This is a genomic window from Cytobacillus kochii, assembly GCF_020171845.1.
Classification (GTDB): Bacteria; Bacillota; Bacilli; order Bacillales; family Cytobacillaceae; genus Cytobacillus; species Cytobacillus kochii.
In genome coordinates this window covers 50,819-66,941 of sequence record NZ_JAIVAM010000011.1, presented here as the reverse complement: position 1 = coordinate 66,941, position 16,123 = coordinate 50,819, and the positions used below count along the sequence as shown (strand labels likewise).

Here is a 16,123-nt window from a genome sequence, read left to right as displayed (position 1 = left end):
TAAATAAGACAAAATTAAAAAAATATTAAGAAAAATATTGAAAATTGATTGTCAAAGCTAGGACGAATGGTTTACAATTCTAAGTAAGGGTCTTATGCATTACAATGAATGTTTATGTTTTTACATAAGCACCTCTTGTAATATCCATACTGGCTAGGAGGAAGAAAAATGTTTCCGCCAAATACCCTCTATATTATTGGAGAGAGTAAAACCTCTTCTAACAATGCGATTATGCAACAATACAATGGTTTTTTCATTGCCTTTGTGGTTGAGAAAGATTCTGGGAAGATTATCGACGCTGAATGCTCTTCAACCATAGGTTTAACATCAGCTTTCATCCAATCTATTTTCGTTGGGCAAAGTTTGTTGGAGTCTGATTTCTTATTAAATGAAATCGAAACGAGATATTTTGGATCATCGCAGAAAGCCATAATGGTAGCGTATCGCAATGCACTTATTAAATATAACCAATTAAAAATGAAATAGCTGCTTTTTCTGTTTATCGCAGATAAAATCCAGCGACTAAAGGTTTATTTCACTATGCCTTGGTCGTTGGATTTTTTTTGATTTCTAATGATGAAGGTATGATATTTTTTTGAAAAATATTTTCAATTTTCTGAGAATCATAAGGTGGAGGGGACAAAATGAAATTATATGTGTCAGTCGATATGGAAGGAATTACAGGTCTTGCTGATCATACTCAAGTAGATTCAGCTAAAAACAACTATGAACGTGGTCGGAGAATTATGACTGATGAAGCGAACTATGTAATCACAGAGGCCTTCAATCAAGGTTGTGAAGAGGTGCTTGTGAATGATAGTCATTCGAAAATGAATAATTTGATGATTGAATATCTCCATCCAGATACAAGTTTAATTACAGGGGATGTAAAGCCCTTTTCAATGGTAGAAGGTATAGATGAATCTTATGCTGGAGCAATTTTTGTCGGATATCATGCCCGCGCTTCCATGAAGGGCGTGATGTCGCATTCTATGTTTTTTAATGTGAGAAATATGTTTATTAACGATGTTGTTGTTGGTGAGTTGGGGTTCAATGCATATGTAGCTGGATACTATGGTGTCCCTGTCATCATGGTTGCTGGTGATGACCAAGCAGCGAAAGAAGCAGAAAGCCTAATACCTCATATAACGACAGCGGTAGTGAAAGAAACGATTACCCGTTCAGCAGTGAAGTCACTTACGCCAGCAAAAGCAGAGATTTTATTGAAAGAAAAGACAGTGCAAGCAATAGAGAATAAAGAAAGAGTTAGGCCGCTTGTGCCTCCAGATAAGCCGCTTCTTAAAATTGAGTTTGCCAATTATGGTCAAGCAGAGTGGGCGGCATTAATGCCTGGAACACGTTTGGAAGAAGGAACAACAACGGTGCAATTTCAAGCGAAAGACATCTTAGAAGCTTATCGTGCCATGCTTGTCATGACTGAATTAGCTTCGAGAACATCATATTGCTAAGGAGGTGTGTCTATGCTTAAGTACATTGGAAAACGACTCGGGGCGATGGTCATCACCTTATGGGTAATCATCACACTTACATTCTTTCTTATGCATGCTATACCAGGTTCGCCATTTAATAATGAACGTGCAACAAGTGAAGCGGTTCAAAGGAACTTAGAAGCATTCTATCATTTAGATGAACCACTATATGTCCAGTATTTTTCTTATATCCAATCTGTCGTTACCTTTGATTTTGGACCGTCGATTAAAAAGCCGGCGCAATCGGTTAATGATATGCTCGGTCGGGGCTTTCCTGTTTCTTTTGAATTAGGGATGGTCACCCTCATAGTGGCTGTTATATCGGGGATTACCCTCGGCGTGATCGCCGCTCTTAGACATAATGGCTTTATAGATTATTTAGCTATGACTGTAGCGGTGTTAGGTATTTCCATTCCGAATTTTGTCATGGCAACCATGCTAATTCAGCAACTTGCAGTTAACCTTCCGATTTTTCCTGTAGCAACATGGTCGAGTCCAATGCATATGGTGCTACCGACTTTAGCGCTTGCGACTGGGCCGATGGCAATTATTGCTAGGCTTACAAGATCCAGCATGCTAGAAGTGTTAACACAGGACTATATTCGCACAGCGAAAGCGAAAGGTTTGAAGCCTGTGACAATTGTTTTTAGACATGCATTGCGCAATGCGCTTTTACCGGTAGTAACCGTGCTAGGTACATTAGCTGCCAGTATTCTTACAGGTACATTTGTGATTGAGAAAATATTTGCTATCCCGGGCATGGGGAAGTATTTCGTTGAGAGTATTAATACGCGTGACTATCCAGTCATTATGGGGACTACGGTGTTTTACAGCTCGATATTAATCGTTATGTTATTCCTTGTCGACATTGCTTACGGCATATTAGACCCTAGAATTAAGCTTCATAAAAAGGAGGGGAACTGATGGAGACACAAAAGCACACGAACGATACATATACAGATATTCCAGATGATTGGTTTTCCCCGAAAGAAAAAGATGAAAGAAAAGCGGAAGCGGTTGTCAGACCGAGTCTTTCTTATTGGCAAGATGCATGGAAAAGGTTATTGAAGAATAAATTGGCTATGTCAGGGCTCGTTTTTCTTGTTCTTTTAACCATTATGTCTTTTGTGGGGCCGTTGATTTCCCCTCATAATGGATCCGAACAAATGCTGGCGAATCAAAACTTGGCGCCATCTTCAGAATTTTGGTTTGGCACAGATGAACTAGGTAGAGATGTCTTTACTCGAGTGTGGGAAGGGGCCCAGGTTTCCTTATTTGTGGGTCTTGCTGCAGCACTTATTGACTTTGCCATTGGTGTTGCTTATGGAGGCATCGCCGGTTATAAGGGTGGACGCACAGACAATGTAATGATGCGGATTGTAGAGGTATTATACGGTCTTCCTTATCTTTTAGTCGTGATTTTAATTAGTGTGGTCATGGGACCAGGGTTATTCACCATTATTTTTGCCCTGTCGATCACAGGCTGGGTAGGAATGGCCAGGATTGTCCGGGGGCAAGTTCTTCAGGTGAAAAACTATGAATTTGTAATGGCATCGAAAACCTTTGGTACGAAAACGGGGAGAATCATTCGTAAAAACTTACTTCCGAATACGATGGGACCGATAATCGTTCAGATGACTTTAACAGTACCATCAGCCATTTTTGCTGAAGCCTTTCTTAGCTTCTTAGGGTTAGGGATTCAACCCCCACTAGCTAGTTGGGGATCGATGGCTAATGATGCACTCACTTCTATATTAACTGGAGATTGGTGGAGACTATTCTTCCCAGCGTTATTTATTAGTTTAACGATGTTTTCATTTAATGTGTTAGGTGACGGTTTACAAGACGCATTGGATCCTAAGTTAAGGAGGTAACAATCATGGAGAAAATACTTGAAGTGGAAGATCTGCATGTAACGTTTAAGACGTATGGCGGAGAAGTAAAAGCAGTAAGAGGTGTTACCTTCGACTTAAATAAGGGAGAAACATTAGCCATTGTTGGCGAGTCAGGTTGTGGGAAAAGTGTAACCTCACAAAGTATTATGAGGCTCATCCCCTCACCACCAGGAAAGATTGCGTCTGGTGCGATTCGATTTAAAAATAAAGACCTCGTGAATATTTCTGAAAAAGAAATGAGAACTGTACGCGGGAAGGATATTTCAATGATTTTCCAAGACCCAATGACCGCATTAAACCCGACATTGACTGTAGGAAAGCAACTAATAGAAGGCATTATACAACATGATGGTTCAACAAAAGAAAAGGCAAGAAAACGGGCACTTGATATGTTAAATCTTGTCGGTATTCCTGATGCAGATATGCGTATGAAAAACTACCCTCATGAATTTAGTGGGGGGATGAGACAAAGGTTGATGATTGCCATCGCCCTGGTGTGTGAGCCGGAAATTCTTATTGCTGATGAACCAACAACAGCTTTGGATGTAACAATCCAAGCGCAAATACTTGATTTATTTAAAGAAATACAAAAGAAGACTGATGTATCTATTATTTTGATCACACATGATTTAGGTGTTGTCGCCCAAGTAGCTGACCGCATTGCCGTTATGTACGCTGGTAAAATCGTTGAGGAAGGCACGAGGAGAGAAATTTTTTATCAACCCCAGCATCCTTATACGAAAGGCTTGTTGCAATCTGTACCGAGACTCGATCTAATTGGTGGGGAACTGGTTCCTATTTTAGGTTCACCCCCAGATTTATTTTCACCACCAATTGGTTGTCCATTTACAGCAAGATGTGATTTTGCTATGGAAGTATGTGATAAGATCATTCCACGTGAAAAGAAACTTTCCAATACACATAAAGTGGATTGTTGGTTGCAAGATGAAAGGGCGCAAAAATTAAAAATAATGGTCAAGTAAGCAGTCTTAATATTTATCAGCTGAAATAGCTGAAAATATAAAATATTTATAAAGATGAAGGGGGAAATATGATGAAGAAGCTATTCTCACTTGTATTATTACTAGTTTTCGCTCTTGTTCTATCTGCTTGTACAGCGAATGAGGAGGCAGGGAAGGAAACAGATGGTGAAACTGGAGGAGGAGAAGAGGCGGCAGAAAAAGTATTGTATATGAATAATGCCCAAGAACCGACTTCTTTTGACCCGCCAATCGGTTTTGATAGTGTCTCTTGGTCGGCATTGAATAACTTGATGGAAGGCTTAACAAGATTAGGAGAAGATCACCAACCAGCTCCAGCAATTGCTGAGAAATGGGATGTTTCTGAGGATGGTAAAGTTTATACATTCCATTTAAGAGACGATGCGAAATGGTCTAATGGCGATGATGTAACAGCGGGCGATTTCGTTTATGCGTGGAAAAGGCTACTAAACCCAGATACTGGTTCGGCTGCCGCGTTTTTAGGTTATTTCATTGAAGGTGGAGAAGCTTTTAATAACGGAGATGGTTCTGCAGATGATGTTCAAGTAAAGGCTGTCGATGAAAAAACATTCGAAGTAACATTAACAAGTCCACAAGCTTACTTCTTGAGCGTTATCACGAATCCGGCGTTCTTCCCGATTAATGAAAAAGTGGCTGAAGAAAACCCAGAATGGTTCGCAGAAGCTGATTCATATGTTTCAAATGGACCTTTCAAATTAACAGAATGGCAACATGATAGCCATTTTGTAATGGAGAAAAATGAGAACTATTGGGATGCAACTAATGTGAAGTTAGACAAAGTTCACTGGGCTATGGTGGATGATGAAACAACAGAATATCAAATGTATAAAACTGGTGAACTTGATACATCAGCTGTTCCAGCGGAGTTGAGCGAAGAATTATTTGCTGATGGTTCTGCACAAATGGTCGAACAGGCTGGAGATTATTTCTACCGTTTTAATGTAACGATGGAACCATTCCAAAATGTGAATATTCGTAAGGCGTTTGTCATGGCAATCAATCAACAAGAGATTGTTGATTACGTCACAAAAAATGGTGAAGAGCCAGCGTATGGATTTGTTTCCCCAGGGTTTAAAGATCCATCAGGTAAGGATTTCCGTGAAGCTGGTGGTAATCTGGTAGAAACTAATCTTGAGGAAGCGAAGGCGCTTTTAGCAAAAGGAATGGAAGAAGAAGGATATGATACCCTTCCTGAAGTCACGTTAACTTATAGCACAAGTGAGAATCACAAAAAAATGGCAGAAGCGATCCAACAAATGCTTAAAGAAAACTTAGATGTTAGTGTGAAATTGGCGAATATGGAATGGAATGTCTTTTCAGAAGAACAAACAGCCCTTAAGTTCCAATTCTCTAGAAGTTCTTTCTTAGCTGACTATGCTGATCCAATTAACTTCCTAGAAAATTTCCAAACAGGACATTCAATGAACCGTACAGGTTGGTCTAATGAAGAATATGACAAATTGATTAAAGATGCTAAGAACGAAGCAAATGAAGAAAAACGTTTTGAAATGATGTATGAAGCCGAGAAAATCCTTTTTGAAGAAATGCCGATTATGCCGATTCACTTCTACAATCAAGTGTATTTACAGAAGGAAAATATAACTGGTATTGTTCGCCATCCAGTTGGCTATATCGAACTGAAGTGGGCGGATAAAAAATAATTTTATTAAGATATAAGGTTTGAAAGGTGAGGTGAGCCCTTTCGGGGGTTCACTCTTCACTTATAGTAAGAAATGATAGGTGAAACAGCTCTTATACTTCGACAATATTTCCTGAGAAATAAATAGATTGATGTCTAGATTTGCCTAATCACGCTTAAAAGATTGCTTGTGATGATATGTAGTGTTGAAATAACCGAATACACATACGCATATATTGAAGTAATGACAATGAAAAGGATGTGGGGAAATGATCATTAAACCGGCTAGATTACGCATGGGGGATACAGTCGGGGTAATCGCACCTGCAAGCCCACCAAATCAAGAAAACTTAAAACGTTCATTTGCTTATTTGGAGAAAGAATTAGGATTGAAAATAAAGCTCGGCCAGTCTCTCTTTGAACAATACGGTTATTTAGCTGGGCCGAATGAGAATAGATTAGAAGATTTACATATGATGTTTGCTGATAAGGAAGTCAAAGCCATTATCTGTGCAGGAGGTGGATATGGAACAGCTAAAATTGCTGATGATATTGATTATAAAATGATCGCTGAAAATCCAAAGGTTTTTTGGGGCTATAGTGATATTACTTTTCTACATACAGCTATTCGACAAAAGACGGGTTTAGTTACTTTTCATGGGCCGATGCTAGCTTCAGATATCGGCTCAGTGCAAGAGGATCAAACGTTATCGAAGGCTTTTATGAAGCAAATAATGGAACCAGAAGGTAGGGTATATCCTAAGACATTAGGGAATCTTGAGACAGTTGTTTCAGGAGTAGCAGAAGGTGACATTGTCGGAGGTAATCTGTGTTTGCTTACTAGCACAATAGGAACTGCATTTGAGATTGATACGAAGGATAAAATTATCTTAATTGAAGATATTCATGAGGAGCCGAGATCGATTGACCGCATGTTGAATCAACTATATATGGCTGGGAAGCTCCAACAAGCAGCCGGGTTCGTCATTGGGAATTTTAAGAATTGTACGCCTGAAAGAGAACAATCATTATCACTAGATGAAGTGTTAGATTACTATTTTAAACGTATCGGAAAGCCAACTGTGAAGGGCTTTATGATTGGTCATTGTACACCGCATTTTTCTTTACCGCTTGGTGTGCCTGCAAAACTTAATGCCGAGACACAAGATTTAACGATTGAACATGGAGTTTTATAAAGGTGGATGTCAAAATATGAAAATCAAAAGAATTGAGACACATCGCGTAGCTATACCACTCATAAAGCCATTTAAAACCGCGCTGCGCACAGTAAATACAGCGGATAGTGTCATTATCAAAATAATATGTGATAACGGAATTGTTGGTTGGGGAGAAGCGCCGCCGACAGCTGTTATTACAGGTGATACGATGGGAAGTATTGAAGCGGCGATTAACGAAGTGATGGCACCGAATCTAATGCATACGGATTTTTCCCAATATGAACAAATGCTTTCAATAGTTCAAACGGCAATAGTTGGGAATGCAAGTGCGAAGGCGGCAATCGATATGGCTATCTATGATTGCTTATCACAATTATGTAAGCTACCACTCTATCAATTTTTAGGTGGATATTCGCATGAAATAGAAACCGATTATACAGTAAGTGTAAATGGTCCCGAAGAAATGGGGGAAGATGCGGTAAACTATGTGCAACAAGGATTTGATGTATTAAAAATCAAGGTAGGGAAAGATAGTATTGCAACTGATATCGAGCGTATTAAAGAGGTACGCCGTAGAATTGGTAATAAAATTAAGTTAAGACTAGATGCTAATCAAGGATGGGGCAAGAAGGAAGCCATTTTTGCGATACGAAAACTGGAAGATTTAGATTTAGGCATTGAGTTAGTTGAGCAGCCAGTGAAAGCTTGGGACATCGCCGGCCTAAAACAAGTAACGGATCATGTTGATACATTAATCATGGCCGATGAAAGTATTTTTACACCAAGGCAGGCGTTGGAAGTTGTTAAAAACCGCAGTGCAGATTTAATTAATATTAAGCTGATGAAGGCTGGTGGGATTTATCAGGCGCAGATGATCAATCAATTGGCGGAAGCAAGCGGAATAGAATGTATGGTTGGTAGCATGATCGAAACGAAAGTAGGTATTACTGCTGCCGCTCATTTTGCTGCAAGTAAAAGAAATATTACGCGATTTGACTTTGATGCTCCTTTAATGATGGCGAAAGATATCGTTGATGGTGGTATTCAATATAGGAGCAAAAAGATCACATTTCCGAACGAATCGGGGTTAGGCATAATAGATGTAGATATTAAAGGAGGGGTTTCTCTTGGTAAATAAATGGATTACGAATGTCCCTGTTGCTACGTTATGGACGTCTGCCCAATCTCCTAGAGCAATAGATGAGCAAGGCATCAAGCAAAATCCTGACCTTAATGCTTGGATTGCATCACTAGATTACGAGAAAGCTTTAGAACTATGTAATGCCAATCTCGTACAATCACAACTTTTATATGGTGAAGAAGTCGTCGTGATAGAAGAGACAAATGAATGGTTTCATGTGGTTGTACCTACTCAGCCTTCTTCCAAAAATAGTGTTGGTTACCCTGGTTGGGTACCGAAATGTCAAATGACGGCTTGTGAAAGCTGGGATGTCATGCAAGGACCGATTGCTGTGATCACTGCGAAAAAAGCCAATTTAACTAAATCAAAGGAAGTACTTACTCTAAGTTACTTAACGGTATTACCATTAATTTCAGAAAAAGGTGAGTTGGTTAGCGTACAAACACCTGACGGCAAAGGGGTTTTACAGCGGAGTGACGTTGAGATTTTTTCATCTAGATCCGATTGGTCGGTGAAAGATGGTGAGAAAGTGGTTGAAGCAGCTGAACAATTTCTTGATTTACCATATTTTTGGGGTGGGACGAGTAGCTACGGTTATGATTGCTCTGGATTAAGTTATGCTGCTTGTAAAGCGAATGGTGTCATCATACCAAGAGATGCACATGATCAGTCTGTTGAAGGGGAAGAAGTTTCACTTGATTCCCTACAACGAGGGGATCTTTTATTCTTTGCTTATGAAGAAGGTAAAGGTGCCCTGCATCATGTCGGTATTTATTATGGGGATGGTAAATTACTGCATTCACCGAAGACGGGAAAGAATGTAGAGATAATCCCACTCGCTGGGACGGTATACGAGAAAGAACTAATGGCAGCAAGGCGTTTCTGGAAAAAAGGGGAAGATTCACATGCAAGCTGAAACGATTTTATCAGTCCAACAATTAAAGAAGCATTTTCATTTAGGGAAAGATCGCGTTTTAAAAGCGGTTGATGGGGTTTCTTTTGACATTAAAAAAGGGGAAACTTTTGGGATTGTTGGCGAGTCAGGTTGCGGTAAATCGACTGCAGGCAGAACAATCATTGGTTTATATGATCGTACGGCTGGAGATGTTTTATATGATGGTAAAAATATTCATAAAATGAATGAAAAAGAAAAATTTCAATTCCATCGCAAAATGCAAATGATTTTCCAAGATCCCTATGCGTCATTAAATCCTCGCTCAACTGTACAAGAGATTATTTCTGAGCCGATGGAAGTCCAAGGACTCTATCAAAATAAAAAAGAACGACTAGAACGGGTATATCAATTATTGGAGGATGTCGGGTTAAATCGGGATCATGCAAACCGCTACCCTCATGAATTTAGCGGGGGACAAAGGCAAAGGATTGGTATTGCTAGAGCACTCTCGTTGGATCCAGAATTTATTATTGCTGATGAACCTATCTCAGCATTGGATGTATCTGTTCAAGCGCAAGTTGTGAATCTATTAAAAGATTTACAAAAGAAAAAAGGGTTAACCTACCTGTTTATCGCCCATGATTTGTCCATGGTTAAGCATATTAGTGACCGAATCGGCGTGATGTATTTAGGACATTTAGTAGAGTTAACTTCAAGTGAAAACCTTTATCAGAAACCCTTACATCCATATACACAAGCACTACTATCAGCAATCCCCATACCTGATCCTGATGTAGAGGATAGGCGGGAACGAATTATTTTAAAAGGAGAATTGCCAAGTCCAGTCAATCCACCAAGTGGCTGTGTGTTTCGGACGAGATGTCCTCATGCTATGGAAGTGTGCGCGACACAAGCTCCTGTTTGGCAAGAGGTTGATGATAAACATTTTGTTGCTTGCCACTTATATAATGAAGACCTGCAAGACGGTAAGAATGGTAAGCAAGCAGCTGCATCGAGGGAATCATGAGTAAATTGGAGGTAATAAAACAAGCTGTTAATGAGTTGTTGCAGCAACATTGTCTAGATGCAGCTGTACATATAGAAACAGACGAAGGCATTTTATCAGTCAATTCCCATCAAGTGTTTTCGTCAGCAAGCTTAATAAAGGTGCCCATTTTATTAACAGCATTAAGTGAAGTGGAAAAAGGTCGTTTACACTTAGCAGAAGAAGTAAAGGGGGGACTATCTGTTGGAGGGGCAGGGGTTTTATCAGCGCTATCTCCCAATCCTTCCTTTACATGGCAAGATATCCTTACATTAATGATGATTGTCTCTGATAATAGTGCAACAAATTGGATCATTGATCGATTGGAGATGGAGACAATCAATCGTTTGATTAAAAGCTTAAATTTAGAACAAACATGTTTAAACAGAAAAATGATGGACTTTCAAGCGATTGAAAGAGGCGTGAATAACCTAACAAGTGCTTACGATATGGTGCAATTGCTAAGAGTAATGAAAGACAAAGGGCGATGGATAAAAGATAGCTACATGCTCATGGAGAGTATAATGGCGAAACAACAATTCACATTATTAACGGCAGAATTAGAGGAAGAGAGCCATCCAAATATTAGTTACGGAAGTAAAAGTGGCTCGCTACAAGGTGTTCAACATGATTGTGCTTACTTCTGTCATGAAAATAAGTATGTTCTTGCCGCTGTTTTAACAGCTAATTTACCTAATCAAATGATTGGTAAACAGCTTATTAGTGAAATAGGAATGGCGATTAAGAGGTATATAATATAGTTGTTATAGCAAATCAGGCTCTGGGTAACCATTGTGTTCGGAGCCTTTTTTTTGTTTAAGTGGCGATATCAGTATTGCTGTACGATTGGAGGATGGTAGCAGGGAATTACTGCATTCTTCACAGATAGAAACGTGAAAAAATGTGAGTCAATCAAGGCTACGGTAAAGTCGCCATTGCTGAGAAAAGAGTCAATTCGGTTTTACAAAAGCGGTTGAATTAGCTCCGAAAAAAAGTGAGGAATCGAGTTAAACATGAAGAGAAAACCGAAAGTCTACCTCTAAAGTATCAGAATCTCCGCAGTCAAAGCGCACACTTACCCATGCATCATAAGACCGGTGACTTGCCCGCAATCAATCCATCTCTTGTAAAATATAACGGCTACTAAAGAGACCAACGTAACTTTATGAGCATATATTCCTTGGTGGCACAAAATATATCCTCCTTTTTAGATTCGAATTGTCTAACTTTTCTTTCTATCTATAGGATTTCACTGTTGTTTTAGGGTTTTTTATACTATATAATGATAAATGGACTTAGATTGATAATCATTTTCAGTTGTCATGATGAGAATAAACAGATAATGAGGTTTACATATGAGAATATGGATGTTAATCTGTGCAGCTATAGTCCTGTCATTTATATCACTATTTATCGGTGCGATTGATATTAAACCAATGGATTTGCTAGATTGGGAGTCTGATGAAACACAAATTTTCCTGATTAGTCGTGTACCTAGATTAATAGCGATTATTTTAGCTGGTGCAGGAATGAGTATTGCTGGTTTGATTATGCAAAGTTTGAGCAGGAATAAATTTGTTTCTCCGACAACCGCGGGAACGTTAGATGCTGCTAAGCTAGGTATTATGATTTCCATGCTATTTTTTACGAACGTAACGTATACCCAGCAAGTTCTTTTTAGTTTTGCCTTTGCGCTTGTCGGTACGATGGTATTTATGCAAATACTTGATCGTATCAAATTTAAAGATGTTATATTTGTTCCTCTTATTGGAATAATGTACGGGAATATTTTGTCTTCTATTACCACTTTTTTTGCGTATGAAGCTGATATCCTGCAAAATATATCTTCATGGTTAATGGGGAGTTTTACTTTAGTAATCTCGGGCCGATATGAACTTTTATATGTAAGTATCCCAGTTTTCATTTTGGCTTATTTATATGCTAATAAATTTACCGTTGCAGGTATGGGAGAAGAATTTGCGAAAAATTTAGGATTGAGCTATAAGTGGGTTTTAAATATTGGTCTCATCCTTGTTGCTATCATTGCTACGACTGTTGTACTAACTGTCGGTGTCATTCCGTTCTTAGGCTTAATTGTACCTAATATCGTGTCTCTGTATATGGGAGATAATCTCCGAAAAACGATTCCACATACGGCTCTTTTAGGCGTTGTGTTCTTATTAATCTGTGATATTATTGGGCGCATTGTGATCCACCCTTATGAGATACCGGTGAACGTAACAGTTGCGGTAATCGGTAGTGTCATCTTCTTAATTATGTTGTTTAGGGGGAGAGCATATGCGAAAAAATAGTACCAAATTAATCGTTTTGGCGGTCATATCTATCGTTTGTATAGTACTGTATGGTTTTTACGATATAAAAGGTGGGTTTGATTATGCTTTCCCAAGGCGTATGATTCGTGTGGCAGCTATGGTGGTTACCGGAGTTGCGATTGCTTATTCTACAGTTGTATTCCAAACAATCACTAACAATAGAATCCTAACACCTTCTGTGATGGGGATCGATTCTATGTATGAAGTAGTTCAGACGATGATTTACTTCTTCGCGGGTTCTATGTCGATATGGGTATTAAACAAATATTTAAATTTTGGTGCAGCGATATGTGCCATGGTCATTTTTGCATTGTTGTTATACCGCTTCTTATTCAGAGCAGACAAACACCCGATTTACTTACTTTTATTAATTGGGATGATTATTGGTACATTGCTTGGCAGCTTGGTAACATTCTTACAAGTAATGATTGATCCCGTTGAATATTTAAGTTTACAAAGCAAGTTATTTGCAAGTTTTACAAATGTAAAAGCTGATTTACTAATGATTGCTTTTGGCATATTGTTACTTGCTTTTATATACGGGTATTTCATCATGGATAAATTGGATGTTATGTCGCTTGGGCGTGAAAATGCGATTAACCTGGGGATTAACTATGATCGTATGGTTATGAATGTACTAATTCTATCATCAGTCTTGATTGCCACTTCTACTGCGTTAGTTGGGCCAATTACATTCTTTGGGCTGATTGTTGCTAACTTGTCCTATCAATTTCTCTCGTCATATAAGCACTCTACGCTCATTCTTGGTGCTAGTTTAATTAGTATCATAGCTTTAGTCGGTGGACAATTCCTAGTTGAGCATGTATTTGAATTAAAAACAACATTAAGTGTTATTATTAACTTTATTGGTGGTATTTACTTCATCTATCTATTATTAAAAGAAAGTAGGTCAGCCGGATGATTGAAATAAAAGGATTAACGAAGCGTTTTAATAAAAAGCCTGTTGTTGAAGACGTTACAGTCGCAATTGAGCCAGGGACCATTACTTCTTTTATCGGACCAAATGGTGCAGGGAAATCTACACTTCTATCGATGGTTAGTAGATTGTTAGAAGCAGATACAGGAGAGGTATTGCTTGATCAAAACGATGTGACGAAATGGAAGTCCAATGAATTTGCGAAACGCGTATCGATTTTAAAACAAGCCAATCACATTAATGTCAGGTTAACAGTGAGAGATCTTGTAGAGTTTGGAAGGTATCCATATTCTAAGGGTAGATTAAATGATGCTGATAAGAAATTTGTTGATCAGGCCATTGAATATATGAACCTATCAAATATGGAAGATAAGTTTTTAGACGAGTTATCAGGGGGACAAAAGCAGCGAGCTTTTATTGCTATGGTTATTGCACAAGATACCGATTATGTCTTACTTGATGAGCCGTTAAATAACTTGGATATGAAGCACTCCGTCCAAATTATGAAGATTCTCCGTAAATTAGTTGACGATCTTGGAAAAACCGTCGTCATTGTTTTGCATGATATTAATTTTGCTTCTGTTTATTCCGATCGGATTGTCGCATTAAAAGACGGCAAAGTAGTAAAGAATGGACCGACTGAAGAGATTATTAATTCGGTCGCATTGCGAGAAATTTATGATATGGATATTCCTATTCAAGAGCAAGATGGTTGCCGTATATGTGTATATTTTAATTCGCAAATTTCTTAAAGAGATTCCTTATAGAGAGGGTTACTATCAACCCTTTTTATAAGGAATTAACATAACTAAAAATGCATATTTATTCATTATAATGCTTCTTTTATTAAACCATCTTAATTTATGCTTCTTTTTTAGCAAATGTTAAAAATCTAAATTTGACAAGTGTTTCGATAGATGAAATAAACAGTCAGTTAAATAATTGATTTCCAATTATAGCATATTTTTCTAAAAAAATTCAAAATAATTATACAAATGGTATTGACGGTTGGTCTAAATCAATCTATAATGATTATTGTTATCAGTGATAATGATTATCATTGCTAATAAGAGATTATACAATAGGGAGAGGTCATACATATGAAGAAATGGAAGTTAGCTAGTCTTTTTCTAGCGCTTGTTTTAATGCTTGCTGCATGTGGTTCCAATGACGATACTGCTGAAGATGCAGGCAACTCAGAAGATAAACAAACTGAAAATAATGCAGCGGAAGGTTCTGCTTATCCAATGACTGTGTCTCCGACTGTTGCTTCAACTGAAAGTCGTGATGCCGGAACAACAGTTAACTTTGAAGATGTAGAATTTGAAAGCATGCCTGAAAAAATTGTTGTTTTTGACTACGGTTTCTTAGATACACTAGATGCACTTGGAGTTGAAGGGGTAGTTGGTTTACCTCAAGAGTCTACTTTGCCATCTCACTTAGAGGCATATGCATCTGATGAGTATACAAATGTTGGTTCTTTAAAAGGTCCTCTTTTAGAAGATATTGCTGAACTTGATCCAGACGTTATCTTTATTTCTGGTCGTCAATCAGCTTTTTATGAAGAATTAAAAGAAATTGCACCAGTTGTTTTTGTAGGTACTAGCGAAGATGCTTATTGGGATACATTCCAAAATTCTGTTGACGTAGCTGCCAAAATGTTTGATAAAGAAAAAGAAGCAGAAGAATACCTTGCAAAATACGATACAGCACTTGAAGAAATTAACGAGTTAGCTGGTAACTATGAAACTTCATTAGTGACTATGTATAATGAAGGAAAACTTTCTGGATTTGCTGAAAACTCTCGCTTTGGTTATATCTATGATGTTTACGGCTTCAAACCAGTGACACAAGATATCGAATCTTCATCTCACGGTTCAAACTTCGGTTTTGAAGCGATTCTAGAATTTGATCCAGAAGTATTATTTGTTATCGACCGTACAGCGGCTGTAGATGGTAATTCTAATATCGAAAAAGATCTTGAAAACGATATTATTAAGAAAACACAAGCGTACCAAAATGATCGTGTGATCTACCTTGATGGTGCTCTTTGGTACTTAAGTGGTGGCGGCTTACAATCTGAGCTTGCTAAAATCGAAGAAGTATTAGCTGAATTAAAATAATCTGCTGTTAAAGTAAGCGATTATCCTATAGAAAAAGAAGCATTCATAAAAAGATGCTTCTTTTTTGTTTGGAGTACATCCTTTTTGAAGGGGGTTGCGGTTACAACGAGAGCGGAAAGACCAAAGAAAGAGGATTTGTTCGTACATTGAGAGTGAAAGTATCAAAGATAGCAGAGCAAATGGGGTTTGTTCGTACATCAAGAGTAGAAATCCCAAAGATAGCAAAGCAAATGGGTTTTGCTCGTACATTGAGAGAGGAAATACCAAAGATAGCAGAGCAAATGGGTTTTGCTCGTACATTGAGAGAGGAAATACCAAAGATAGCAGAGCAAATGGGTTTTACTCGTACATCGAGAGTGAAAGTATCAAAGATAGAAGAGCAATTGAATTAGCTCGTACATCAAGAGTAGAAAGCCTCTAAGTGG

16 protein-coding genes are annotated in these 16,123 nt (G+C 38.3%); all 16 read left to right on the top strand.

Annotated features, from left to right (window positions below):
* The first annotated feature begins 168 nt into the window (after nt 1-168).
* The 16 genes from LCM23_RS18130 to LCM23_RS18055 all read left to right on the top strand — a co-directional run bounded on the left by LCM23_RS18130 (nt 169) and on the right by LCM23_RS18055 (nt 16,090).
* Nucleotides 169-486 carry a DUF3870 domain-containing protein gene (locus tag LCM23_RS18130; RefSeq protein ID WP_224938172.1) on the top strand — a complete coding sequence of 106 codons (318 nt, stop codon included), beginning with the start codon at nt 169-171 and terminating at the stop codon, nt 484-486.
* 158 nt (nt 487-644) lie between these two features.
* Nucleotides 645-1,469: a M55 family metallopeptidase gene (locus tag LCM23_RS18125; protein ID WP_224938171.1), complete on the top strand. Its 825-nt coding sequence runs from the start codon at nt 645-647 to the stop codon at nt 1,467-1,469.
* 12 nt (nt 1,470-1,481) lie between these two features.
* Nucleotides 1,482-2,414 (top strand): ABC transporter permease, encoded by a 933-nt coding sequence (locus tag LCM23_RS18120; protein ID WP_095370874.1) that lies wholly within the window; start codon nt 1,482-1,484, stop codon nt 2,412-2,414.
* Nucleotides 2,414-3,364 carry an ABC transporter permease gene (locus LCM23_RS18115; RefSeq protein ID WP_224938170.1) on the top strand — a complete coding sequence of 317 codons (951 nt, stop codon included), beginning with the start codon at nt 2,414-2,416 and terminating at the stop codon, nt 3,362-3,364. Before LCM23_RS18120 ends, LCM23_RS18115 begins: the two co-directional genes overlap by 1 nt.
* A 5-nt stretch (nt 3,365-3,369) precedes the next feature.
* Nucleotides 3,370-4,368 carry an ABC transporter ATP-binding protein gene (locus LCM23_RS18110; RefSeq protein ID WP_224938169.1) on the top strand — a complete coding sequence of 333 codons (999 nt, stop codon included), beginning with the start codon at nt 3,370-3,372 and terminating at the stop codon, nt 4,366-4,368.
* A 71-nt stretch (nt 4,369-4,439) separates the two neighbouring features.
* A complete protein-coding gene (locus LCM23_RS18105) occupies nt 4,440-6,068 on the top strand; it encodes a peptide ABC transporter substrate-binding protein (RefSeq protein ID WP_224938168.1) in 1,629 nt (542 codons plus the stop codon).
* Between the two features lie 247 nt (nt 6,069-6,315).
* Entirely contained in the window at nt 6,316-7,242 is a 927-nt protein-coding gene (locus LCM23_RS18100; protein WP_224938167.1) for a S66 peptidase family protein, read from the top strand.
* Between the two features lie 16 nt (nt 7,243-7,258).
* A complete protein-coding gene (locus tag LCM23_RS18095; protein WP_224938166.1) occupies nt 7,259-8,362 on the top strand; it encodes a dipeptide epimerase in 1,104 nt (367 codons plus the stop codon).
* Nucleotides 8,352-9,281, top strand: a complete 930-nt coding sequence (locus LCM23_RS18090; RefSeq protein ID WP_224938165.1) for a C40 family peptidase — start codon at nt 8,352-8,354, stop codon at nt 9,279-9,281. The genes LCM23_RS18095 and LCM23_RS18090 overlap by 11 nt, the downstream gene beginning before the upstream one ends.
* Entirely contained in the window at nt 9,271-10,287 is a 1,017-nt protein-coding gene (locus tag LCM23_RS18085; RefSeq protein ID WP_224938164.1) for an ABC transporter ATP-binding protein, read from the top strand. Before LCM23_RS18090 ends, LCM23_RS18085 begins: the two co-directional genes overlap by 11 nt.
* Nucleotides 10,284-11,066 carry a serine hydrolase gene (locus LCM23_RS18080; RefSeq protein WP_224938163.1) on the top strand — a complete coding sequence of 261 codons (783 nt, stop codon included), beginning with the start codon at nt 10,284-10,286 and terminating at the stop codon, nt 11,064-11,066. Before LCM23_RS18085 ends, LCM23_RS18080 begins: the two co-directional genes overlap by 4 nt.
* Nucleotides 11,067-11,660: 594 nt before the next feature.
* The gene (locus tag LCM23_RS18075) at nt 11,661-12,617 is read left to right on the top strand and encodes an ABC transporter permease (RefSeq protein ID WP_095370865.1); all 957 of its coding nucleotides are present in this window, start codon (nt 11,661-11,663) and stop codon (nt 12,615-12,617) included.
* Nucleotides 12,604-13,560, top strand: a complete 957-nt coding sequence (locus tag LCM23_RS18070) for an iron chelate uptake ABC transporter family permease subunit (protein ID WP_224938162.1) — start codon at nt 12,604-12,606, stop codon at nt 13,558-13,560. Before LCM23_RS18075 ends, LCM23_RS18070 begins: the two co-directional genes overlap by 14 nt.
* Nucleotides 13,557-14,327 (top strand): iron ABC transporter ATP-binding protein, encoded by a 771-nt coding sequence (locus LCM23_RS18065; protein WP_224938161.1) that lies wholly within the window; start codon nt 13,557-13,559, stop codon nt 14,325-14,327. Before LCM23_RS18070 ends, LCM23_RS18065 begins: the two co-directional genes overlap by 4 nt.
* Nucleotides 14,328-14,675: 348 nt before the next feature.
* A complete protein-coding gene (locus LCM23_RS18060) occupies nt 14,676-15,698 on the top strand; it encodes a siderophore ABC transporter substrate-binding protein (RefSeq protein ID WP_095370862.1) in 1,023 nt (340 codons plus the stop codon).
* Between the two features lie 146 nt (nt 15,699-15,844).
* Nucleotides 15,845-16,090 (top strand): hypothetical protein, encoded by a 246-nt coding sequence (locus LCM23_RS18055; RefSeq protein WP_224938160.1) that lies wholly within the window; start codon nt 15,845-15,847, stop codon nt 16,088-16,090.
* The last annotated feature ends 33 nt before the right edge of the window (nt 16,091-16,123 follow it).